At 64.3% G+C, this 25,837-nt stretch carries 11 protein-coding genes; 4 read left to right on the top strand and 7 right to left on the bottom strand.

The features are described 5' to 3' along the window. Positions 1-241: 241 nt before the first annotated feature. The 3 genes from XaFJ1_RS05045 to XaFJ1_RS05035 all read left to right on the top strand — a co-directional run bounded on the left by XaFJ1_RS05045 (position 242) and on the right by XaFJ1_RS05035 (position 4,135). Positions 242-2,008, top strand: a complete 1,767-nt coding sequence (locus tag XaFJ1_RS05045) for a peptide MFS transporter (protein ID WP_012915590.1) — start codon at positions 242-244, stop codon at positions 2,006-2,008. Between the two features lie 136 nt (positions 2,009-2,144). Next, a complete protein-coding gene (locus XaFJ1_RS05040; protein WP_012915589.1) occupies positions 2,145-3,731 on the top strand; it encodes an MBL fold metallo-hydrolase in 1,587 nt (528 codons plus the stop codon). 242 nt (positions 3,732-3,973) lie between these two features. Then, positions 3,974-4,135 (top strand): hypothetical protein, encoded by a 162-nt coding sequence (locus tag XaFJ1_RS05035; RefSeq protein WP_155393645.1) that lies wholly within the window; start codon positions 3,974-3,976, stop codon positions 4,133-4,135. A gap of 82 nt (positions 4,136-4,217) precedes the next feature. Here XaFJ1_RS05035 and XaFJ1_RS05030 read toward each other — a convergent pair whose 3' ends face one another. The 7 genes from XaFJ1_RS05030 to dpgA form a co-directional block, all read right to left on the bottom strand. Then, positions 4,218-4,436: an MbtH family protein gene (locus XaFJ1_RS05030; RefSeq protein WP_012915588.1), complete on the bottom strand. Its 219-nt coding sequence runs from the start codon at positions 4,434-4,436 to the stop codon at positions 4,218-4,220. Between the two features lie 101 nt (positions 4,437-4,537). Then, positions 4,538-6,271 (bottom strand): cyclic peptide export ABC transporter, encoded by a 1,734-nt coding sequence (locus XaFJ1_RS05025; RefSeq protein WP_012915587.1) that lies wholly within the window; start codon positions 6,269-6,271, stop codon positions 4,538-4,540. Positions 6,272-6,347: 76 nt separating this feature from the next. After that, positions 6,348-7,145, bottom strand: a complete 798-nt coding sequence (dpgD, locus tag XaFJ1_RS05020; protein WP_012915586.1) for an enoyl-CoA-hydratase DpgD — start codon at positions 7,143-7,145, stop codon at positions 6,348-6,350. Next, on the bottom strand, positions 7,142-8,488 hold the full coding sequence (locus XaFJ1_RS05015; RefSeq protein WP_012915585.1) for an aminotransferase-like domain-containing protein: 1,347 nt from the start codon (positions 8,486-8,488) through the stop codon (positions 7,142-7,144). Before XaFJ1_RS05015 ends, dpgD begins: the two co-directional genes overlap by 4 nt. Beyond that, positions 8,485-9,783, bottom strand: a complete 1,299-nt coding sequence (locus XaFJ1_RS05010; protein ID WP_230596700.1) for an enoyl-CoA hydratase/isomerase family protein — start codon at positions 9,781-9,783, stop codon at positions 8,485-8,487. Before XaFJ1_RS05010 ends, XaFJ1_RS05015 begins: the two co-directional genes overlap by 4 nt. Then, a complete protein-coding gene (gene dpgB, locus XaFJ1_RS05005) occupies positions 9,759-10,502 on the bottom strand; it encodes an enoyl-CoA-hydratase DpgB (RefSeq protein ID WP_012915583.1) in 744 nt (247 codons plus the stop codon). Before dpgB ends, XaFJ1_RS05010 begins: the two co-directional genes overlap by 25 nt. 39 nt (positions 10,503-10,541) lie before the next feature. Continuing rightward, positions 10,542-11,645 carry a 3,5-dihydroxyphenylacetyl-CoA synthase DpgA gene (dpgA, locus tag XaFJ1_RS05000; RefSeq protein WP_012915582.1) on the bottom strand — a complete coding sequence of 368 codons (1,104 nt, stop codon included), beginning with the start codon at positions 11,643-11,645 and terminating at the stop codon, positions 10,542-10,544. 442 nt (positions 11,646-12,087) lie between these two features. Here dpgA and XaFJ1_RS04995 point away from each other — a divergent pair, with 442 nt between their 5' ends. Then, positions 12,088-25,776: a non-ribosomal peptide synthetase gene (locus XaFJ1_RS04995; protein ID WP_012915581.1), complete on the top strand. Its 13,689-nt coding sequence runs from the start codon at positions 12,088-12,090 to the stop codon at positions 25,774-25,776. The last annotated feature ends 61 nt before the right edge of the window (positions 25,777-25,837 follow it).

The raw sequence follows: 25,837 nt of genomic DNA, 5'->3' as shown, positions 1-25,837 counted from the left end.
GAAACGAAAAAACGCCCTGCACGCTAGCGGCTGGGACGCGGCAAGTCCAGTGCGCAAGCAAGCAACGTGTTGGCGCAGGCCAAAGTGATCGGACCGTGCAGAAGGACCGGCGAGGGAAGAAGGTGACCGACGCAAGATGACACTGCGCGTGAAAAACGGATCGCGTGCTTACGAACGCGGCGATCCAGGCACGGCGTCGGCACACCTATACTGCGCCGCTGTCCCCCTATCGAGATCGATAGTGTCTGTGTCCTCGCTACCGCTGCGCGATACCCGCGACGATTTTCTCGGTCATCCCAAGGGCGTCTACGTCTGTTTCTTCACCGAGATGTGGGAACGTTTTTCCTTCTACGGGATGAAGGCGCTGTTGCTGCTGTATCTGACCAAGTACCACCTGTTCGGCGACAAGGCCGGGCTCGACCTGCTCGGCGCCTACGGTGGACTGGTGTACTGCGTGCCGGTGTTGGGCGGATTGCTCGCCGACCGCTGGCTGGGCATGCGCAAGGCGGTGGTGTTCGGCGGTCTGTTGCTGGTGCTCGGCCACCTAGGCATGGCTGTCGAGGGCCATGTCGCCACGCGGGTGAATGGCGGAGTGGTCCGCGATACCGCGGCGCTAGGGGTGACCTACCTGTCGCTGGCGCTGATCATCATGGGCGTGGGCTTCCTCAAGCCGAACATCTCCACCATCGTCGGCAAGCTCTACCCCGACAACGACCCGCGCCGCGACGCCGGGTTCTCGCTGTTCTATGCCGGGATCAACCTGGGTGCGCTGTTCGCGTCGCTGGTCTGCGGCTTTCTCGGCGAAGCCTATGGCTGGCGCTACGGCTTCGGCGCCGCCGGCATCGGCATGGTGCTCGGCCTGGGCATGTTCCTGTGGGGGCAGAAATATCTGCACCGACATGCCGAACCGGCACAGCCGGCGCTGCTGCGCGAACGCGTGCTCGGGCTTAAACGCGAATGGGCCATATATCTGGCGGCGGTGCTGGGCGTGGTGCCGGTCGCCGCGCTGATGTGGGCCGCGGCCAATGGCGCCTTCAGCCTCGGCGGCGAAATCTCGCTGGCCTTGTTGCTGATGCTGCTAGTGCTCGGCGCGGTGTTGCTGTGGTTCGCCTGGTTCAGCGGCACGCAATGCACCCCGGTGCAGCGCCAGCAGATGATCGCGCTGATGGTGCTGATCGCGATGGCGCTGGTGTATTTCACCCTGTACGAGCAGACCTATGGGTCGTGGGTCACCTTCACCGACCGACTGATGACCAAGGACATCGTACCGACCCTGGTGATCCACGACGGCACGCCGCTGCCGTGGTCGATCGCCTCGCTGTTGCTGGCGCCGCTGGGCTTCGTCCTGGCCGCCACGCTCTCCGACCACCGCCCCGGCTCGACCGCGCCGCGCACACTGTTCGTCGCGTTCAGTGCGTTGATGCTGCTGTTCCTGCTCCGCGACTGCCTGGTGTTGCCGCAGACCGCCGGTTCGCTGACCTACCTGGGTGCGCTGTTCCTAGTGCTGCTGGCACCACTGTTCGCGGCGCTGTGGGCGTGGCTGGCGCGACGCGGACGCGAACCGTCCAAGCCGGCCAAATCGGCGCTGGGCCTGCTGCTGGCCGGACTCTCGTTCGTCCCGCTCGCGCTGGCCGCACAGCAGGTCGGCGGCAGCGGACAGGTCGCCAGCGTGTGGTGGCTGGTGCTGGCCTACTTCGTGCTGGAGATCGGCGAGATGTGCCTGTCGCCGGTCGGCCTGTCGGCGGTGAGCCAGCTTGCGGTGCCGCGCGTGGTCAGCCTGATGATGGGCACATGGTTCCTGGCGACCGCGTTCTCGGAGGCGCTGGCGGCGCTGTTCGGCAAACTGGCCGCGATCGAGGTGCCGGACGGTCAGGCGCTCGACCTCGCCGACGCCGCCGCCAAGTACGCGCATCTGTTCTGGCTCATGCTGTGGATCGGCGCGGGCTGTGCGGTGCTGGCCTTCCTCGCCGCACCGCTGCTGCGGCGGATGATGCACGGGGTGCGATAGCCACGCACAGCACGCAGGCCCCGGCACGGCCGGAATGGCGCGCTGCGGCAAGCGGTTGCCACGATGGTGCAAGCCGCTGCGTGCCCTGCATGCCACACTGCACGCCTACGCTGCTGCACGTTCCCTAGGCCCGCCCATGATGACATCCCCCTGGTTCCGGCTCTCCGAGCATGTCCGTCTGCTTCCGCGCGTCAACGGATGGTTTGCCCATCCCTATCTGATCTCGCCGTTGACCTTCGGCCTGTACACGCAGCACTCGCATCTGTCGATGATGGAGTCGTTCCTGGAGGATCCGGAGCAGCACCGCGCGGCGCTGCGCGAGCCGGACATGCGAGGCGGCCCCTTCATCGATCATGCCGGCGACGTGGCCGACATCCGCACCTTCCGCGATCAGACACTACAACGCTGCGCAACGCAGTTGCAGTATGCCGAAGCGATCAGCGCGGTCTACAGCGTGTTGCAGAGCGAGGCCAAGGGCGCCGGCCTGGCAGGGCTGTACGCCAAGTTCGACCCGTTGATCCGCGACAAGCTGGAAATCTTCTACGACGTCAGCAAGCAGCCTGGCGTGCGTTTCATGGAGCGCCAGTTCTACGCCAGCAGCGCCTACGACCCCGGCCTGCAAAGTGCGGTGCTGGAGCCGGTCAGCGACCAGGAGCGCGCATTTGCGCTCAGCACGCCGCAATTGCCATCGGCCGCCGGCTCGCTGGAATTGAATGCGCCGTTCGCCGATCCGTTCTGGGACCAGCTGTGCGGCGGCATGGCCGATGCCGAGGCCCTGATCGATCTGATCCTGGGTTACGCACCGAGCGGCACCACGCGCGAGGACGCCCGCGCGTTGCTGACCGACGCACCGCTGCCCGAGCATCCTGCCCCGGACGGCGTGCGCGTGCGCTACTTCGGCCATGCCTGCGTGCTGATCGAAGGCGCGGGCGTGAGCATCCTGATCGATCCGCTGATCAGCTATCCCGGCGAATGCGCCATCGACCATTTCACCTTCGACGATCTACCGGCGAAGATCGATTATCTGCTCATCACCCATCCGCACCAGGACCATGTGGTGATGGAATCGCTGCTGCGGATCCGTCACCGCATCGGCACCGTGGTGGTGGGACGCGCCGGCGGCGGCGATTTACAGGATATTTCCCTGAAGCTGTGCCTGGAGCAATGCGGCTTTTCCAATGTGGTGGAACTGGCCGACTACGAAGAACTGCGTTTCCCGCGAGGAAGAATCGTCGGTGCGCCGTTCTACGGCGAACATGCCGATCTGGATATCCGCGCCAAACTGGTGCACGCGGTGGAATTGGACGGCAAGGTCTGCGTGCTGTTCGCCGACTCGCGTCCACCGATGGTCGAATTCTATGCGCAACTGAAAGCCATGTTCCCGAAGATTCACTGCATGTTCCTGGGCATGGAGTGCGTCGGCGCGCCGGCGACGTGGCTGTACGGCCCGCTGCTGCAGAAGATGCTGACCCGCGGCGAGGACCAATCGCGCCGACTCGATGGCTGCGACCACGCACTGGCCAGTGCGCTGCAGGCGTTCTTCCTGCCCGAGCGGCTCTACGTCTACGCTATGGGCGCCGAACCTTGGGTCACCCACATCACCAGCATCCTGTATTCGGAGGATCTGCCGCAATTCCGCGAAGCGCGCCAATTGGAAGCGACCGCGCGCGCGGCGGGCCACCATGCCGAACTGCTGTTCGGCCGTTGTGAGATCACCCTCTGACCCGGGCACGCCCCATGTCCGATACACGCGGCTACTTGCGTGCCAACGCGGTAGCGCGCCCATTGCTGAATCACTGGATTCTTGGGACAGCCGATTCCACCGGCACAGGCGGCGCGAGACCCGGCACTGATGGGTGACCCATGGATCAATCCTGCCCGCGCACATCGACTATGTACTGATCACCCATCGCCATCGCGAGCATCTTCGTCCGGACATCCTGCTGCGGCTCCGGCATCTATACGATGGGCCAGGAGCCCTGGCTCAATCATGTGCGGGCAATCAACCCATCCGGCGAGCCTCTGGGCTTGCGCGAGGCCGAACAATTCCTGAGCCACTGCCGCACGCGCGACATCGACGGCGAGTGCCTGTTCGCAATGCGGGAACTGCGACTTCCCGCGCCCTGAGCGGCAAAAACGCCAGAGCGCACATGCTCGCCCCCTGCCCCTCCCGACAGCACACGCCGCCAGGAGGGGGACGATATGGCGCTCAGTGCCCCGCCGCCGCCATCGCATCGCGCAGGCTTTTCGGACGCATATCGGTCCAGTGCTCGTTGACATAATCCAAGCAAGCCTGCTTCGGATTGGGGCCGAACACCACCGACCACCCATTCGGGACGTCGGCATAGTCCGGCCACAATGCGTACTGCTCCTCGTGGTTGATCACCACGACATAGTTATGATCTTGTTCGTCGTCTTGGATTGACATGTGTGCGTCCTCCGATGGGGATGAGTGGCGGCATATTGCACGCATCTGACGATGCGCTGGGCGCCGGCCGCACGTTCGACGCGCCAGTGAATCTTGCTCGATCAGACGCCCGACACGATACCGTGGGCCTGCCGCTTGTGCAGCGCCGGGGCGTCTGTGTGTAGATCGTCCTGTTCCCCGCACACCGGCGAGGATTCGGTCATGCAACCATAGTCGAGGGTCAATACGCGGTCGGCCACATGACGGTAGCCCTGATCGTGAGTGACCAACACCAATGTTTTGCCACTGGCACGCAAGGCCGGCAACAGCACCGTATAGAACCGCTCGCGAAAAGCCTGGTCCTGATCGGCGGTGAGTTCGTCGAACAGCATGATCTGACGATCGTCCAGGCACGCCTGAACCAGGGCAAGGCGCTTGCGCTGCCCCTGCGACAGCTCCACCTGCGAGAACACGCCCTGGATCCGGTCGAAATCGACCTTTGCGTCCAGATTCACCCGCTCCAGCCAAGCCTGTACCTGAGCCGGATCGGCCGGTGCGGCGTCGGCGCCGATCACGTGTTCGAACAACATGAAATCGAAGAAGACCGCACTGAACATGGCCCGATAGCGCGTCAGCGCCAAGTCTTCGCCCAGCACGCGACCATCGACGAGAATGCGTCCCTCGCTGGGCCGCAGCAGTCCGCTGAGCAGCAACAACAGTGTCGATTTGCCGCTGCCATTACCGCCAGTGACGAAGACAGTCTCACCGCGCCGCAAGCTCAGATCCACCGGGCCGAACTGGAAGTCGTCGCCATTGGCACCGGTATAGCGATAGATCACGCGCTCCAGGCGCAGCGTGGTCCATGTGGCTTCCACCGTTGCGGGCACGCTGCCGTCCTGGATGTCTGCGGCCAGTGCGGGAGCAAACGGCGCGCTTGGCGCATCGTCGAGCCCCACCTCGCGCAAATGACGCACGCTCGCCGATGCGCTAGCGACCTGGGCGCCGAGATCGAACAGCGCATTGAGCGGACCGCTGATGAACAAGCCAGTGATGACGAAGTGCAAAATGGTGGGCGACGGTACCGCGAACAGATAACGTCCGGCCAGGATCGCCGCCAAGACCCAGCCATAGCCGAGCAACTCGGCGCAGGCGTCGCTGATGCCCCAATGCATGCTGGTGTCGAACTGGGTGCAACGGGCGTTCTCGATTGCCGGGCGCAACTGCATGCGCGCGAAATGACCGGCACGCGCCGGCGACAAGGTCAGTTCCTTTTTGCCCTCCACCAACGTACGCAGCAGTCCATTGAGGCGCTCTTCGGCCTTGCGCATCCGGTCGAAAGCCGGCCCGGTGAAGCGCCGGGTGAAATAGAACAACACGCCCGACAAGCCGATGAAAGGCACCACCACCGCGAACAACGACAGCGAGACCCAGGCCAGGTACAGCAATCCACCCACCGACAGCAGGCTGTTGGTCAACAGCATCGGCCCCATCTGGATCATCTGGGTCAGACGAGCGACATCCCCGATCAAAGCGCCGAACACGGCGTGCTTGCGATGCATCAATTGCTCCAGGGGCAGATCCAGAAAGCGCGTGGACAGCTCCCCGCGCAGTTCCGCCATCAATCCGCTGCCCACATGCGCCGCCAGGCGCGCAGACAGCAGGCGCACCACCAGCGCGGCGCCGAGCAGCAACGCACCGCGCAGCAGCGCGTCACCCATCGGCGTGTGCAGCAGGTTGGTCGCTGTCGCGTTGAGATAATCCAGCAGCAACATCGAAGCGCCCGCACTGGCCGCCGACAGCAGCGACATACCCGCCAATGTGCCGGCATGACGGCGTAGATAGCGCCGAATGAACATCACATCGTCCCCTCTGGCAGGGGCGAGGCGGCACCATCGATCCGGATTCGACCGATCACCGCCAGTATGCAAGCGTTCATTGGCCACTCCATCGCGGCGGACGCTTCTCCACGAATGCCAGTGGCCCTTCGCGGCTGTCCTGGCTGAGCCGCCGACGCTCTTCCCAGGAATACCGGGTGGTGAACGCCTCGGCCAGTGGCAGGCAAGCCGACGTGGCCGCTGCTTGCTTGATCGCGCGCAGCGACAACGGCGCACACGCCAGCAGATCCTGCACCCAACGCTCCACGCAGGCATCCAGGTGTTCCGGCGCGACCACCTCGTTGACCAGACCCAGGGCCAAGGCACGCGCCGCATCCATGCGCCGACCGCTCAGCAGATAGCCCATCGCCGTGCGATACGGCAGCTGGCGGGTCAGGCGGAACACCCCACCAGCACCGGGGATCAACCCGAGCCGCGCTTCGGGCAAGGCAAACTCGGCGGTGTCGGCGGCGACGATGATGTCGCAGGCCAGGGCCAACTCGAATCCGCCTCCCAACGCCAAGCCGTTGACCTTGGCGATCACCGGCTTGCACAGCTCGAAGCGCTCGGTCAGGCGCGGCCAACCGGGCGCGCCGTGGCTGCCGAACGAGGACGACGGCGCCCCCGCGTGCAGACGCGCCGCCAGTTCCTTCAGATCCTGACCGACCGAGAACGCGCGCGCGCCACTGCCGCTGAGCACGGCCACCCACAGCGTGTCGTCGCGCTCGAAACTATCCCAGGCGTCGGCCAAGGCCGCATGCGTCGCCAGATCAAGCGCGTTCAACACCTTCGGACGGTTGAGGGTGATGCGCGCGATATGACCATCGCGTTCGAACAACACCGGCATCTCGTTCATCCGAGCACCCGCGGATCGCACAGGAAGCGGTGCAACCGCTTCACCCCTTCGTCGATTTGCGCCTCGGTCAGATAACTGCACGATAGACGCAGGGTCTGCTGCCCGCCCTCGTCCAGATAGAACATGCGCATCGGCGTCCACAGCACGCCATATTCGCGTGCGGCCAGTTCCAGCAAGGCCGTATCCACTGTCACACCGAGATGCAGGCAGACAAAAAATCCGCCCTGCGGTTGGTTCCAGCGCAAGGCCGGATGCGTGGCGGCGACATCGCCGAGTTCGCGCTGCAACGCCGCCAGCAGACAGGCGAGCTTGCCCTGATAGAACGCCGCACGATCCGCGCCCAGCGCCGCGAGCGACCCTCCACTGGCCAGCAGCATGCCCGCGGCGATGGCCTGGCAGACCGGCGAGGTATTGACCGTCACCATGCTTTTGAGCGTGGCCAGAGCATCGGCCAGCACGCGCGGGGGCTGCCCGGCCACGCCCTGATCGGCGATCACGAAGCCGACGCGGATTCCCGGCAAGGCGATCTTGGCGAACGTGCCCAGATGGATCACGCGTCCACTGCGATCCATCGCCTTCAACGACGGAACCGCATGCTCCGGACGGAGAGTGAAACCGTAGGTGCTGTCCTCCAGCACGTAGAAATCGTGCGCGTCGGCCGCATCGAGCAAGGCTTGGCGCTGCGCGCGATCCAGCAGACTGCCCGAAGGATTGGAGATATCCGGCGCGACGTACAAAGCGCGCACACGGCTGCCCTGCGCACGCAATTGGGCGCAGGCGCGATGCAGGGCCTGCAGATCGACGCGACCATCGACCTCGTCGATGCCCAACAACGGGATCGCGAGCGCACGCGCCGCGCCCATCGCACCGACGAAACACGGCTGCACCACCGCCAGAACATCGCTGGGCTGGGCGAACAAGGCACGTAGCACCAGGAACATCGCTTCCTGGAAGCCCACGGTGACCACGATGCTCGACGGCGCGATATCCAGCCCCTGATCCTGGCGCAGCGCCTGCGCGAGCAGTGCATTGATGATGCCGCGACTGGGGCCGTACTGAAACAGACGACGCCGCACCTGCTGCTCGCTGAGGCCCTCGGTGCGCATCATGTGCGCAAGATAGGTCTGCAGATAAACGTTCAGGTCCAACGATTCCAGCAACGCCGCCGCCGGTGCGCCAGGCGCGAACGATATCGCCTGCGGATAGCGGTCGATGACTTCGTTGAGAAAATCGATCGCCCCCAGCACTGGCTCGCCGAGGCAGGGATGCAACTCGGCCGGGTCCAGCATTGCCGCTTCAAACTGCGGCACAGCGGCCAAGTCAGCGGAGGGCTGCCTGCTCATGCAGCCCACCGCTGGCGCAAGCGGGCCAGCACGTCGTCCGCATAGATGCGACTGGACTGCACCAACACGAATTCGACCATGTATCGGCGGAAATCCTCCGGCGATTCCTCCGCCACCCGCAACATACGCCGGTTCGGCGCCACCGCTTCGCTGCGCATCTGCTGCACAGCGTGGGCGATGGTTACATCCATGGCCTCGCTGGCGACGACCGCGTCGGCCAAGCCAGCGGCGTCGGGTTCATCGGCCTGGATGATGCGTCCGCGCAGGATCATATCGCGACTGACCCGATGCCCCACGCGTGCGCCTAGACGCAAATTGGCCGAACCAGGCACGATGCCTTCCTTGGCCGCGGGCAATACGAAATACGCCTGGCGTTCGGCCACCACATGATCGAAGGTCAGCATCAATTGCAGGCCGCCGCCAATGGCGAACGCATCCACCGCCGCCACCCAGGGCTTTTCGATGCCCTGCTCGCGCACATCCGTGCCCGGCCAACACAGGCCGCGGCGAATCTTATTGAGATAAGTGAACTCGCGGCGCAGCAGGAAATCGACAAAGGAAATCTTGCCCTGGTACAAATGTTGAAGATTGATGCCCGAGCAGAACACCCGTCGATCGCGGTACTTGGGATGCTCCATCAAACCGCCACGCACGACCCCGACCATGACCTCATCGTCGAGCAGGGCGAGATCGACCGCCACTTCCATCGCCTCGACCAAGGCATTGTCCTCGGCATTCAGACCGCTCTGATTGGCGACGGTCAACCAGGCCGCGCCATCGCGGCGCTGCACATGCACCGGCCCGATCTGCACCTGCGCGTCGTTGCGGAACTGCGGCAGCAACGCCAGCGCACGCGTGCTCGGACGCAACATGCTGTCGATCAAATGGTGGCCGCACTCGGGCTGGCGCAACACGCCCCACAGAACGATGGCCTGCTCGATCTCCCAGCCTTCTTTTTCCGCCTGGATGCAGGCGTGTTCGCGCGCCCATTGCCCCTGGCTCGGCAACAAACCCGGCACAGCATCGCCAACTGCGTGCAACAACTCGTCCAGGCGCAGCGCCAACGCATGATCCTGGGTGAGCGTCGCGTACAACCAGCCGCCATGCTGGCGCATGAACTCCATGCGCGCGGCCCGGCAGCGCGCATGCACGGCGGCAGCGCACTGCGCCTGTGCCGGGTCGCGCCGCGCAGGCACTGGCAAGGCGAGCAGCTCCTGTTCGCCCCAGGCCGCCAATGCACGTACTTGCGTCAACTGTTCCGCCAGCAGGGTCATGTCGAGGCCATACGCACGCATGTGTCTTGCGCGTGTTCGGCCGGCGTCTGTTGTGCTACGCGCCGCTGACGGCGGCGCAGTTCCATGTCGCAGGCAGCCAGATGTTGACCCACGGCCTGTTCGTAGGAATGCGCGGCGCCTTCGAGCAGCAACAGACGCCGACTCGGCAGCACCTGCATATCGACGCCCGCCAGGGACGCCAACCATGTGGAGATCAGCCCCTGAGGATCGTCGCTGACCTGATGGACCACCCCCAACTGCGCCATGCGCGCGCAATCCAATTGGGTTTCGAACAGAAACACCGCGCGCGCCGCGCCGATACCCAGATGCGTACTCATGCGCCGCATCGCCATGCTCGGCCACGCGGCTTCGCCGCTGTGCATGCGGATGCTGGCGCCCGGCATAGCGATGCTCCGATCCACCGCCAGCAGTACATCCAACATCCCGGCCGTGCAGGCGTTCTCGATGCAGGCCAGTGACAGACCTTCCAGCCGCTCGAAGCGACGCATCGCCTTTTCCCAGCGACCGACCACATCCAGACTCACCAGACCCGGCCACGATACGTCAGCCGGCAACGTGGCCGTACCGCGCAAATGCAGGAGCAACACGGCAGGCATTGCAGTGTCTTCGACCTCATCGCAGGCGAGGCTGATGCGTTGAATCAACGCCTCGCTCAGCATACTGGTGGCGTCGATATCCAGATGCACGACATGCAGGGCGGGGTTGGAGAGATGTTTCATGGAAAATTCGCAGGGCTCATGAACGGAATCAAACTTGGCTTACCAGCACAACAATGCCGTCTCGATCGACGATCCCGGCCCCATCGTCATCATCACGCCCCAATCGCCTGGGCGGATCTGCCCCTCATCGAGCAATCGCGCGTATGAGAACAGAAACGAGCCGCTGGACATGTTGCCATGCTCGCGCAGCACATCGATGGTGTGACGCATGTCGTGGCTGGTCAGCATTAAGTTAGCGCAGATCGCATCGATGACCTTGCGCCCACCCGAATGCACCAACCAGTGCGCGATATCGCGGCGACGCAACCCGGTGCCCTCCAGCAAACGCTCGACCACCGTCGGCGCATTGGCCCCCACCACGTAGGGCACGTCCTTATGCAGACGAAAATGGAACTTTCCATGGGTTTCATCCCAAACGAAACGCATGGCATCCAGCGCTTCGGGAATCACCTGGCTAGCGAATTTGCACACCCGCGGCCCTAAATGAGGATCGCCACTGTCATCGCCATCGGCGATCACCGCCAATGCCGCTGCGCCATCGCCGAACAAGCTGTTGACGACCGCCGTCTCGATCCCGTCGTCGTCGACGTAAGCCGCCGAACACACTTCGATGCACAACAAGATCGCGAGTTTTCCCGCATTGGCATGGGTCCAGTTGACCGCCGCATTGAAGCCGTTCAGGCCAGCGTTGCAGCCCATGCCGACGACATCCAAGCGAGCACAGTCCTGACGCATTCCCAAGCGTTGAATCAACAGCGAACTGAAGCCGGGGGTCAGCAAGCCAGTGGTGGTGACGCAACACAGATAACGCACGTCTTCCAGCGATGCACCAATCGACTGCAGACAGCGAGTCAATGCGCGCTCGCCGATTTCCAGGCCGATATCACGGTGTTTGTCGAGCAATTGTGCCTGCGTTTCGCGCGGTGCCTGCGCTGTCCCATCACTCTCGGGCAATACCAAGCTGCGCGAGTCGATGCCATTTTGCAAGAACACAAGACGCCGACGGGAGTCTTCGATCCCGAAGCGCTGCAACACATCCGACTGCGAATAGCGATGGTCAGGCGTGGCAGTGCCGACGCCGCGAATGCGCGGTACGACGGCTGGTGGCGCACTCGTCGATGCAACACACGCATTAAAGTTCATGCGGATCCGAGTTCCAGCATTGCCCAGGTATGGATCGCCAATCTATTCGGGCGACTGCGACGCATCGCATAGTGCGTGAGCCTGCCTCAGGCGACTTGCTCATTCGCGCCGATGAGTTGCCTATCAGCGTCACCGGCAATCACGCCAAGCGTGCAGAGCACCTGAGCCTATCAGACATCGGTCGCCAGGTAGCGAAGCGCGTTATCGCGCGCAAACGAGGCCGCCAAGGACAAATCGCCGTCACTACCAGTCAAGCGTGCACCGGCAACTGCGCCTAAAAATCAACTACAGACAACCTCCACCTGAGCAAAACACGTGCAAGGCCCGATGTCAATGATCCTGCTTCGATGCAACAGGCAACCACGGCGTCCTTGGTCGTGTCCAGGCAAGCAGACGTTCCTGCACCTATCGCGATCGCGCTTGCTGGAGGAATGCACCCGTCATGGATAACTCCGTCAAGAGCCTACCGGCTTCCTTCGTGCAAAAGCGCATGTGGTTGCTCGCCAAGCTGGACCCTCAGGCATCCATCAGCTACCACATGGCCAATGGCGTGCGCCTGATCGGCGCACTGGACATCGACGCCCTGCAAGCGGCACTGGATCGCATCGTGTTGCGCCACGAAGTACTGCGCACCAGCCTGATCGAAGTCAATGGGCAGGTTCGTCAGCGCATTCACGCAACCATGCGCTTCCCACTCGTGCATGAAGATGCGAGCACGCTGGACATCGCACGCATCACGCAATACGAAGCCAGACAGCCCTTCGATCTGGAACTGGGCGCTCCGGTGCGCGGGCGTCTGTTACGGCTGACGGCGCAGGAGCATGTGCTGCTGCTGACCTTCCATCACATCGCCTGCGATGGCTGGTCGATCGGCATTCTGCTGCGCGAGCTGGAAGTCTTGTACGCCGCCTTTGTCTGCCAGCAACCCGATCCGCTGCCGCCATTGCCCATCCAGTATGCGGACTATGCGATCTGGCAAAGCGAGCAATTACAGGGCGACACGCTCGATGCGCAACTGCGCTTCTGGACAGGGCAACTGAATGGCGCCCCGACGCTGCTGGCGCTGCCGACCGACCGCGCGCGTCCAGCCATCCAGGACTACCAGGGCGCAGTGGTCGAACTGCTGCTGCCAACTGCGTTGGCACAAGGGCTAAACGCACTGGCGCGGCGCCATGGTTGCTCGTTGTTCGTCACCCTGCTGGCTGGCTGGGCCCTGCTGCTGACCCGAATCAGCACGACCGACGAGGTGATGATCGGCACCCCGGTCGCCGGACGCACGCATCCGGACCTGGAAGGGCTGATCGGCTGTTTCATCAACACGCTGGCGTTGCGCCTGGACGTATCCGCAACACCGAACGTGGGGCAATGGCTGGCGCACGTCCGCGACTTGGTACTGAAGGCACAGGATCACCAGGAACTGCCGTTCGAGCGCGTCGTCGAAGCGCTGCAACCGAACCGCAGCCTGAGCTACACCCCCCTCTTCCAGACACTGTTCAGCCTGGATGGTTTCAGCGGCGACCAATCGTTACAGATGCCGGGATTGCGACTAGAGCCGTTGCCGAACGCATCGAACATGTGCGCCTTCGATCTGATCCTGGAGATGCAGGAGTCCGAGAGCAGGCTGGGCGGTTGCATCAAATATCCGACGGCCTTGTTCGACCAGGCGACGATCCAGGACTACGCCGCACAGTTCGTCCATCTGCTCCAGGCGATGAGCACCCACGATGGTCACCGGGTCGATCGGCTGCCTTGGGTGCCGGAGACACAACGCCATCGTGTGCTGCACGACTTCAACGCCGCCCAGGCGATTTTACCACCGTTCGCGCGACTGTCCGACGCCTTGCTCGCCCAGGTCCAGCGTACTCCAGAAGCAACGGCGCTGATCGACGGCACGCTGCACATGAGCTATGCGCAACTCTGGAATCGCGCCGCTTGCCTGGCCAATCATTTGCAAGAGTACGGCCTGCTGGCGGGCCAGCCGGTAGGATTGCTAATGCCGCGCTCGGCCGACCTCATCGTGGCACAGCTGGCCGTGCTGATGTGCGGCGCCTGCTATGTGCCGATGGATCTGGAGCAACCCAGCGAACGCCTCTCCTACCTGCTGCACGACTGCCATGCGCGGCTGGCGTTGGTGCATACCCTGGCTCCGCCGTTGGATGTGCCCGGCCTGCGCTGCGTGAACCTGCAACAGATCCTGCTTGATGAGGCAGCGACACCGCCCCGGCCATTCACGCACCCGCTCGGTGCGGCCTACGTCATGTACACCTCCGGATCGACCGGACAGCCAAAGGGCGTGGTCATCCCCCAGCATGCCGTCCTCAACCTGGTCATGCAGGACGGACCGGCGCGGCTGCGCACCAGCGACCGGGTCGCCTTCGCCTCCAACCCTGCCTTTGACTCGGCCACCCTGGAAGTCTGGGGCAGCCTGCTCAACGGTGCCACCGTCGTGGTGGTGCCGGCCGCCACGCTGCGCGAGCCAGTTGCACTGGCTGCCATGTTGCGCAATGCGCAGATCAGCGTCTTGATCCTGGTCGCCGGCGTGCTGCGCGTCTACGCGCCGCTGCTGGCGCCGCAATTGAGCGCGCTGCGGATGCTGTTGACCGGTGGCGATGTGGCCGACCCACAGGCGCTGACCACGGTACTGCAAGCCGGCGGTCAGGTCAGCGTACTGCAGACCTATGGCCCGACCGAGAGCACCCAGTTTGTCACCGCCCTGGCCTTGGATCAGGCCCCGGATGCCAGCCGGCCCGTGCCGATCGGACGGCCGCTGTCGGGCAACCGTGCCTATGTGCTGGACCGCCATGGTCAGCCGACCCCGATCGGCGTGGCCGGCGAACTGCATCTCGCCGGTCTCCAGTTGGCACAGGGCTACCTGCATCGCCCCGCACTCACCGCCGAACGCTTCGTGCCCGATCCATTCGCCCAGCAACCCGGCCAGCGCATGTACAAGACCGGCGACCTGGCGCGCTGGCTGGCCGACGGCAGCCTGGATTTCCTCGGTCGCAACGACGACCAGATCAAGATCCGTGGCTTCCGCATCGAACCGGGCGAGATCACCGCAGCGCTATGCGCCTGCCCCACTGTGCGCCAGGCAGTCGTCATCGCCGATGCCCGTTCCACCGGCGACACGCGTCTGATCGCCTATGTGGTGGGCGAGGACACGCTGGCCCTCGATGCAGAAACCTTGCACACGCAGTTGCGTGCACGGCTCCCTGATTACATGGTGCCGACAGCATATGTGCAGCTCGATGTCCTGCCACTGACGGCCAACGGCAAGCTCGACCGTCGCGCTCTGCCGGCAGCAGATGCCGACGCACTCGCACTGCAAGCGTATGCGCCCCCCGAAAGCGAGTTGGAAACACAGCTGGCTGACCTCTGGCGTGCGCTGCTCGATATCGAACAGGTCGGCCGTCGCGACGACTTCTTTGCCTTGGGCGGGCACTCACTGCTGGCCGTACAGTTGGCTTCGCGCATGCGGCAACGGCTGGGCGTGGCCGTGAGCTTGGCCGACATCTTCGCGCACCCACGTCTGGCCGATCTGGCCAACGCCGTGACGGTGGCCTCGACAGAGCACCAGCCAGCCATCGTGCCGAGTCCGCGCAACGGGCCGCTGCCGCTTTCCTTCGCGCAACAGCGGCTGTGGTTCCTCGATGTACACGGCCACAGTGGCGCCGCCTACGCGCTCGCCTACGTGCTGCGACTGCACGGAACACTCGACACCACCGCGTTGCGCCGCGCACTGAACCGGATCGTCGCACGCCACGAAATCCTACGGACCCGCTTCGCGACGATCGATGGACAACCGCAACAGATGATCGCCCCGGCCGATAGCGGCTTTGCGCTGATCCAGCACGATCTCAGCGACGAAAGCGACCCGTTGCAGGCTGCGCACGCGCACGCCGATGCGCAGGCGCAAGCTCCATTCGATCTGCAGAGCGGGCCGTTGCTGAGGGGATGCCTGCTGCGCCTGGGCGAGCGCGACCATGTCTTGCTGTTGACCGCGCATCACATCATCACCGACGCGTGGTCCGGTGGAGTCCTGGTCAATGAACTGAGCGCACTGTACGGCGCGTTCACGCAGGGACTGCCCGATCCACTGCCAGCACTGCCGATCCAATACGCCGACTTCGCCATCTGGCAACGTCGATGGATGACCGGCGAGCGATTGCAGCATCAACTGGCGCATTGGATTGCCCATCTAAGCGACGCACCGACGTTGCTCCAATTGCCGACCGACTCCCCGCGCCCGGCGCAACAGGATCATCGCGGCGACCTCGTATCGCTCCACCTGGATGCCGCGCAGACGGCCGCGCTGAAGGCACTGGCCCAGCGCCACGGCGCCACCTTGTTCATGGTGATACTGGCCGGCTGGGCGGCATTGCTGGCCCGCTTGTCGGGCCAGCAAGAGGTCGTGATCGGTACGCCGATCGCCAATCGCCATCATGCCGAACTGGAACCGTTGATCGGTATGTTGGTCAATTCGCTGGCGATCCGCATCGACCTGCGACACAACCCGAGCGTGGCCGCGCTCCTGGCGCAAACCCGGGCGACAGCACTGGCCGCCCAGACATGCCAAGACATTCCCTTCGAGCATGTGGTTGAAGCGCTCAATCCCGTACGTAGCACCGCGCACAACCCGATTTTCCAGGTAATGCTCGCTTGGCAGAACGCATCGGAAGGTCAGCTCACGCTGCCAGCGCTCACGGTGGAAACATTACCAGGCACCCATCGCGCCGCGCAGTTCGATCTGGAACTGTCGATGCAGGAAAGTGACGATGGCATCGTCGGCAGCCTAGTCTTCGCCACGGCGCTGTTCACCCGCGCACGCATTCAACGCCACGTACGCCAGTTGCTGACCTTGCTAGCACGGATGAGCGCTGACGATAACGCCGCAGTCTCCACGCTTTCGGCAATCGAGCCGCAGGAACTGGCGCAGTTGCACAGTTTCAACGCCACCACTGCCGATCTCGACGGCAGCGGCTTCCTGCATCACGCCATCGCCGCACAGGCGCGGCGCACGCCGCAGGCGATCGCGGTCGTGGCGCAGACCCAGGCAATCCACTACGCCGAACTCGATGCCCGCGCCAACCAGCTCGCCCATCATCTGATCGGGCTCGGCGTCGTACCGGAACGCATCGTCGCCGTGTGCCTGCCGCGCGGCATCGATCTGATCGTTGCCATCCTCGCCGTGCTCAAGGCCGGTGCCGCCTATCTGCCGCTGGACAGCGACGTCCCGGCTGCGCGCCTGCACGCCATGTGCGCCGATGCCCGGCCCAGCGTGTTGCTGGCCCACCGCGAGAGCGCCGCGTTGCTCACACCGCGCGAGGATCTGCACACCATCCTGCTGGATGACGCGCCATCGGCGTGGGCCTGCGCGCCAACGCATGCGCCGGTCGTTGCCACATTGCACCCACAGCATCCGGCCTACGTCATCTACACCTCCGGTTCCACCGGCACACCCAAGGGTGTGGTCAACACCCATGCCGCCATCGACAACCGTCTGCAATGGATGCAGCAAGCCTTGCAGTTGCAACCCCAACAGCGCGTCCTGCAAAAAACTCCCATTGGCTTCGACGTCTCGGTGTGGGAGCTGTTCTGGCCGTTACGCGTGGGCGGGTGTCTGGTGCTGGCGCAACCTGGCGGCCACAAGGATCCGGCCTATCTCAAGACGTTGATCGAACAGGCCAGCATCGACACCGCACACTTTGTGCCATCAATGCTACGCGTGTTTCTCGATGCACTGCCGCAAGGTGCATGCCGCACGCTGAGCCGGATCGTTTGCAGCGGCGAAACGCTGCTCGCCGATCTGGCACGTGACACGCGTACCCGTCTGCCGCAGGCACGCCTGTACAACCTCTACGGCCCGACCGAAGCAGCAGTGGACGTCAGTGCCTGGGAATGCGGCGAAGCCGACGTCACCCAGGTGCCGATCGGCCGACCGATCGCCAATACCCAATTGCACGTCCTCAATGCCTACGCTCAGTTGGCTCCGCTCGGCGTGGCCGGCGAATTGCACATCGCCGGCATGCAATTGGCCCGTGGTTATCTCGGTCGTCCAGACCTGACCGCCGAACGCTTCGTCCCCGATCCGTTCGCCGATCAGCCTGGCGCGCGCATGTACCGCACAGGCGATCTGGCGCGTTGGCGCGCCGATGGTGCGCTCGACTATCTCGGCCGCAACGACGATCAGATCAAATTGCGCGGATTCCGTATCGAACTGGGCGAGATAGAAGCCGCGCTACGCACCTGCACCGGCGTGCAGGACGCGGTCGTGTTGCTGCGCGAGGACAGCCCTGGCGAGCCGCGCCTGGTCGCCTATCTGGTCGGCGATGCCGAGCAACTTGGCGCCGACACGCTGCGCACGCAGCTGGCTGCGCGACTGCCCGAGGCCATGCTGCCAGCGGCCTATGTGCAACTAAAGGCATTGCCATTGACCACCAATGGCAAGCTGGATCGCAAGGCATTACCAGCCCCGGGTGCCGACGCGCTGGCAACGCAGACCTACCTGGCCCCGGAAGGCGAACTGGAAACCGTGCTCGCCGGGCTATGGCGCGAGCTGCTCGGTGTCGAACAGGTCGGTCGTGGCGACGACTTCTTTGCCCTGGGCGGGCATTCGTTGTTAGCCGTGCAGTTGATCGCGCGCATCCGCGACCGCCTCGGCATGGAAATACAGATTGGTGATGTGTTCAACCACAGCCAATTGCAGGCACTGGCGCAATGCCTGGAGCGCAGCGAGCGCAGCGACGCACAGCGGATCGTCACGGTGGATCGCCATGCGGCAATGCCGCTTTCCTTCGCCCAGCAACGCCTATGGTTCCTGGACCGCTTCGATCCCGAGAGCCAACTCGCCTATCTGATGCCCGGCGGCGTCCGCTTGAGCGGCGCACTGGACAGCCTCGTATTGCGCCGCGCGTTGGACCGTATCGTGCATCGGCACGAGGCGTTGCGCACACGTTTCGCGATGGAGCACGACGTCCCGGTACAGCGCATCGCCGATGCGCAGAGCCGCTTTCCACTGCACTGTATCGATCTGCGCACATTGCCCGACCCCGAGGCAGCCGCGCACGACCACGCCGCCGAAGAAGCCGGCACGCGTTTCGATCTGGAACACGACACCCTGGTGCGTGGCCGCCTGCTGCGCCTGGCCGAGCAGGAGCACCTGCTGCTGATCACGATGCATCACATCGTCTCCGACGGTTGGTCGATCGGTGTACTGATGCGCGAATTGGGCGCTTTGTACACCGCTTTCCTGGAAGGCCGCGCCGACCCACTGCCTCCACTTCGCGTGCAATACGCCGATTACAGCAGTTGGCAACGCCAACGGATCAGCGGTCAGATGCACGAACGCCAGCGCGATTTCTGGCGCAACCACCTACAAGGCGCCCCGGCGTTGCTGGAACTGCCGACCGATCACGCCCGCCCGCCGCACCAGGACTATGCCGGCGACAGCGTCGCATTCGCCCTGGACCACGCCCAGAGCACCGCGCTCAAACAGCTCGGTCAACGTCATGGCACGACCCTGTACATGACCCTGCTGGCCGCCTGGGCAGTGCTGTTGTCGCGCCTGTCAGGACAGAATCAAGTGGTGATCGGAACCCCTGTGGCCAACCGCACCCATGAAGAGCTGGAACCGCTGATCGGCTTCTTCGTCAACACTCAGGCACTGCGGCTGGATCTGTCGGGCAACCCTAGCGTGGCCCAGTTGCTGACACAGGTACGCGCGACGACCTTGGCGGCGCAGTCCCACCAGGATCTGCCGTTCGATCAACTCATCGAAATACTCAACCCTGAGCGCAATCTGGCAGCGCATCCACTCTTCCAGGTGATGTTGAACTGGGAGAATCTGCCTGAATCGGAACTGCAACTTTCGGGCTTGCGGCTACAACAATTCGGCCTGCCAGCGCAGACGATCAAATTCGACCTGCAAATGGGACTGCAGGAAGCGCACGACGGCCGCATCGTCGGTACGCTCGGCTATGCCACCGCGCTGTTCGAGCGCAGCACCATCGAGCGCCATCTGCATCACTTCTTCGCCGTGTTGCACGGCATGGTTGCCGACGAACACTGCCGCGTGGAGCGCTTGCCGCTCTTCAGCACCACCGAGCGCCAACAATGGCTGCAACGCCTCGCCCGCCAGCATCGCGTCTTCGCCGACCAGCGCTGTCTGCCCAGCGTGTTCGAGCAGCAGGCCGCACGCACGCCGCAGGCCATCGCCGTGGTCGATGGCCAGTGCACGCTGTGCTATGCCGACCTGGATGCCCGCGCCAACCAACTCGCCCATCACCTGATCGCGCACGGCATCGGCCCGGAAGATCGCATCGCACTGTTCCTGCACCGCGGCGTGGAGGTGATCGTCGCCATCCTCGCCGTGCTCAAGGCCGGCGCCGCCTATCTGCCGCTGGATCCGGCCTATCCCGCCGAGCGACTGGCCTTCATGCTCGACGATGCGCAACCGCGCGTGCTCATCACCCAACATGCGCTGGCGAACGCATGGCAGGAGCGCGACGACATCACCCTCCTCCGGATCGACACGGATACCGACGCCTGGGCACAACACCCCACTCACGCACCACAGCGCACCGATCTGCTGCCGCAACATCCGGCCTACCTCATCTACACCTCCGGTTCCACCGGCACCCCCAAGGGCGTCGTCATCGCCCATGCCCAAGTCGTGCGCCTGTTGCATGCCACCCGCGCGTGCGTCGCGCCGACCGCCGAGGATGTCTGGACCCTGTTCCATTCCTGCGCGTTCGATTTCTCCGTCTGGGAACTGTGGGGTGCACTGGCCCATGGCGGACGCCTGGTCGTGGTGTCACAGGACACCGCACGCGATCCCGACGCCTTCCATACCCTGCTGTGCGAGCAGCGCGTCAGCGTGCTCAACCAGACTCCCAGTGCGTTCCAGGCGCTGATCGATGCGCAACAGCACAGCGACTTGCAGCACCACCTGCGCCTGGTGATCTTCGGCGGCGAAGCCTTGCAACCGGCCAGTGTGTCCGCGTGGTTCACCGCGCATGGTCAGCGCACCACCCTGCTCAACATGTACGGCATCACCGAAACCACCGTACACGTCACCGCCCATGCACTCACCGCGCAGGATGTACAGCGTCCTGGCAACAGCCCGATCGGTGCACCGCTGGCGGATCTGCGCGCGTATGTACTGGGACCGGATGGTCAGTGCCTGCCGGTCGGTGTGGCCGGTGAACTGTACGTGGCCGGTGCGGGTCTGGCGCGCGGCTATCTGCATCGCCCAGGACTGACCGCCGAACGTTTCATCCCCGATCCGTTCGCCGATCAACCGGGTACGCGCATGTACCGCAGCGGCGATCTGGCGCGCTGGCGCGCCGATGGCACGCTGGAGTATCTGGGCCGCAACGACGAGCAGATCAAACTGCGCGGGTTCCGCATCGAACTGGGCGAAATCCAGGCCGCGCTGCACGCCTGCGACGGTGTGCGGCAGGCGGCGGTCATTGTGCGCGAGGACGATGGCGACAGACGTCTGATCGCCTATGTGGTCGCTGATGCGGTCGCCAGCGCCGAGCAACTGCGCGCCACCTTGGCCACCCGCCTGCCCGAGCACATGGTCCCGGCGGCTTACGTACAGTTGGATCGGCTCCCGTTGACCCCCAATGGCAAGCTGGATCGCAAGGCATTGCCCGCACCGGACGCCGACGCGCTGGCGACGCAAGCCTATGTCGCCCCAGAAGGCGAACTGGAAACACAGCTCGCCGATCTCTACCGCGAGCTACTCGGCGTCGAACAGGTCGGGCGTCACGACAACTTCTTCGCCCTCGGTGGGCACTCGCTGCTGGCGATCACCCTGATTGAGCGTCTGCGCCGACATGGCTGGCACTTGGACGTGCGCGCCTTGTTCAACACGCCTACGTTAGCCAGCCTCGCCAGCACCCTCACCTGCGCGTCCACGCTTCGCATCCCGCCCAATCGCATTACCCCCGATTGCGCCCGCATCACGCCGGACATGCTGCCACTGGTCGAACTCAGCCAAACCGAGACCGATGCTGCCGTGGCGACCGTCCAGGGCGGTGCGCCCAACGTGCAGGACATCTACCCGCTGGCGCCACTGCAGGAAGGTCTGCTATTCCATCATCTAGCCAGCCCAGAAAACGATGCTTACCTCAACAGCACCGTGCTGGCATTCGACACGCGCGCGCATGTGGATGCCTTCGTCGTCGCGCTGGAAACGGTCATCGCACGCCACGACATCCTGCGCACCAGCTTCGCCTGGCAGGGTCTGCACACACCCGTTCAAGTGGTCTGGCGGCATGCGCCACTGCTGTTGCACACCCTCGTCCTTGATGCGCAGGACGTGCTGGCAGCGTTGCAGCAGCACATGGATCCGCTTCGCTTCCGTCTGGATATCAGCCAGGCACCGCTGATCCATGCCGACCTCGTCGAAGATCGCGTGCACGGGCGCTGGCTACTTGGCCTTCATTACCATCACCTGATCATGGATCACACCACACTGGAACTGCTGATCGAGGAGATACATGCCCATCTGCACGGACACCAGCACCGCTTGCCCGCGCCGCTGCCATTCCGCAACTTCATCGCACAAGCACGTCTTGATGTAAGCGAAGCCGAACACCGCGCCTTCTTCACCCAGCAGTTGGGTGATCTGGAAACACCCACCATCCCGTTCGGCCTGTACGAAGTGCGCGGCACCGGCGCTGACATGGAACACAGACTGCGCCCTCTGCCCGATGGCCTGTCCAGCGCTGTGCGCCGTCATGCACACCGACTCAATATCACCCCATCCAGCTTATTCCATCTGGCCTGCGCACTGGTGTTGGCTCAAACCAGCGGCCAGGACGATGTGGTGTTCGGTACGACGTTGTTCGGTCGTATGCAAGGCGGCAACGGTGCCGACCGTGTTCTGGGCATGTTCCTCAACACGCTGCCTATCCGGCTGCAACGCAATGGCCGCAGCGTGGTCGAGGCGCTGCGCCAGACCCAGCAGCAGTTGGCGCAGTTACTCCACCACGAACACGCCCCATTGGCATTGGCGCAACGCTGCAGTGGCATCGCGCCACCAGCACCACTCTTCACCGCGCTGCTCAACTATCGCTATGCCGGTGGCATCACGGCGCAGACACCGGCCGACATAGCGCAGCAGGCACACAACCGGCTTGGCATGGAAATGCTGGCAATGCCGGAGCGCACCAACTATCCACTGGCGATCTCGATCAACGACATCACCGCAACTGGAGGTTTTTCGGTGGATGCGACGGTAGAGCCGCGCATCGGTGCCGAGCGCGTCATTGCGCTGATGCAACACGCGGTGCAGGCGCTGATCCAGGCGCTGGAACGGGCACCGGATACCCCATTGAATACTCTGATGTTGTTACCCGCCGACGAACTGGCGCAGTTGCACAGCTTCAACGCCACCACGGACGATCTCGACGGCAACGGCTTCCTGCATCACACCATCGCCTTACAGGCGCGGCGCACGCCGCAGGCGATCGCGGTCGTGGCGCAGACCCAGGCACTCCACTACGCCGAACTCGATGCCCGCGCCAACCAACTCGCCCATCATCTGATCGGGCTGGGCGTCGTACCAGAACGCATCGTCGCCGTGTGCCTGCCGCGCGGCATTGATCTGATCGTTGCCATCCTCGCCGTGCTCAAGGCCGGCGGCGCTTACCTGCCGCTGGATCCCGATGTGCCATCCGCGCGCCTGAACGCCATGCTCGCCGATGCACGACCCAGTGTGCTGCTCACCCATCGCGATACGGCTGCATCGCTTGCGACGCGCAACGGCATGCACACCGTGCGGCTCGATGTCGAGCAAGAGTTTTGGACCTGTGCGCCAACGCACGCACCCAACATTCCCGCACTACATCCGCAGCATCCGGCCTACGTCATCTACACCTCCGGCTCGACCGGCAAACCCAAGGGCGTGCTGGTCTCCCACCACGCATTGACCACGCGCCTGCACGCCCTGATCGACCTGTACCGACTAGCACCACAGGACCGCGTGCTGCAATTTGCCGCACTGGCCTTCGATGCGTCGGTCGAAGAACTCTTCGGCGCCTTGTGCTGCGGCGCCACCCTGGTGCTGCGCGACGATACCTGGCTGGACACCGAGCGGTTCTGGGCGCAGTGCGCGCAGGCCAACATCAGCGTGGTCGATCTACCGACCCGCTTCTGGGCGCAGTTATGCGCGCAGTCGCTGGACATTCCCACCTGCGTGCGTCAGGTCATCATCGGCGGCGAAGCGCTGACACCGGCCATGCGCCAGCACTGGGTCCAGAACACCCGCACGCCGCTGCTGGATACCTACGGCCCGACCGAAGCCGTCGTGGTCGCCACCGCCCAGGCCGTCGCCGCCGACACCCCGAGCGGCATTGGTCGCCCGCTCCTGGGCACCCGGGCGTACGTGCTGGATCGTGCCGCTCAGTTGCTGCCGATCGGTGCGCGCGGTGAACTGTATCTCGGCGGCACCGCAGTGGCTCGGGGCTACCTCGGCCGTGCCGATCTGACCGCTGAACGCTTCGTCCCCGATCCGTTCGCCGAACAGCCCGGTGCGCGCATGTACCGCAGCGGCGATCTGGCCTGCTGGCGTGCGGACGGCACACTCGATTATCTCGGCCGCAACGACGATCAGATCAAACTGCGCGGGTTCCGTATCGAGCTCGGCGAGATAGAAGCCGCGCTACGCACCTGCACCGGCGTGCAGGACGCCACCGTGTTGCTGCGCGAGGATATTCCGGGCGAACCGCGATTGGTTGGCTATGTGGTCGGCGATGCCGAGCAACTTGGCGCCGACACGCTGCGCACGCAGCTGGCTGCGCGACTGCCCGACTACATGCTGCCAGCGGCCTATGTGCAACTGAAAGTGTTGCCAGTGAACACCAACGGCAAGCTCGACCGGCGCGCGCTGCCGGCGCCGGAGGCTGCGACGCCGGCCAATGCGGCCTACGTACCACCCGCCACACCCATCGAGCGTCGTCTAGCCAAACTCTGGGCCAGCGTGCTGGGGCCGCAGCGCATCGGCCGCAACGACCATTTCTTCGAATTGGGCGGACACTCGTTGTCGGTAGTGCGGCTGATCGCCGCCGCCAGACGCAGTCACTTCGAACTGACCGTGCAAATGGTGTATGCCGCGCCGACGCTGCAAGCGCAAGCCGCGCGCCTGAGTGGCGACACACAGGCATTCGGATCCCAGGTGCTGGCTGCGCGGCGCCATGGCAGCCGCCCGCCCGTTTTCGTGGTACCGACCGGCATTGGCGACATCACCTATGCGTTCGAGTTGGCCGGCCACCTCGATGCGGACATTCCGGTCTATGCCTTGCCTTGGCCGGAACCGCTGCCGGCCACGATGGACGCACTAGCCACGCAGATGGCCGCGTGGATTCAGGCGGTGCAGCCGCACGGTCCGTATCACCTGCTGGGGTATTCCTCCGGCGGCCTGTTGTCCTATGCCATCGCCCAACACTTCGACCAGCAGGGCCAGTCCGTCGCTTTCCTCGGCCTGCTCGATTGCAGCCTGCCGACAGCGAAAGCGGACACCGACACGCTCGACACCGCGCTCGGCCAAGCGTTGCTGCAACGACTGGACGGATTGCGACACCATGAACCCTATCAGGAGCGCCATGACGTCCAGGCGGCGCTGGAAGCGCTGCTGAAGCACATCGGCGACAACGCATACGCGGACATGGCCGCAGCCTGCGAAAGCGATCCGATGCTGGCGCAGTTGGCGGCGGAAGAACAGACCACGGTCGCGAACATGTTGCAGGAGTGCGTCAACAGCACCCACTTCAACCGGTTGTGGCCAGCGTTCACCGCCCTGCCATTGCAGGTGGCGTGCAAGCTGCATCTCTTCCAGGCGAGCGAACCCGAACCGGCTACGGATGCCTATGGCTGGCAGCATCTGCTGCCAGCGGCGCAGATCGCACGGATGCCGGTGGGCGGCAATCACGTCACCATGATCGAGAACATGCACATCGTCGGGCTCGCACATTGCATTGAGCAGGCGCTCGACCGCGCGTCCCCTGCATGCACCTCCTCGACACCGCATGCAGCGCCTGCGCATGGCGACGGCATGACTGACTGCGCCAATCCCCGCCCTATGACAGACACCGACTGCGTGACCGCCCAGGTCACGCCATGAACGCCATGATCCTCCTCACCAGACCGCGCGCCTCCAGACTCGCAACCTCGCGCACCGCCTG

This window comes from Xanthomonas albilineans (assembly GCF_009931595.1).
Lineage (GTDB): Bacteria > Pseudomonadota > Gammaproteobacteria > Xanthomonadales > Xanthomonadaceae > Xanthomonas_A > Xanthomonas_A albilineans.
The sequence above is the reverse complement of the archived record's forward strand: the minus strand, read 5'-3'. Positions and strand labels throughout refer to the sequence as shown.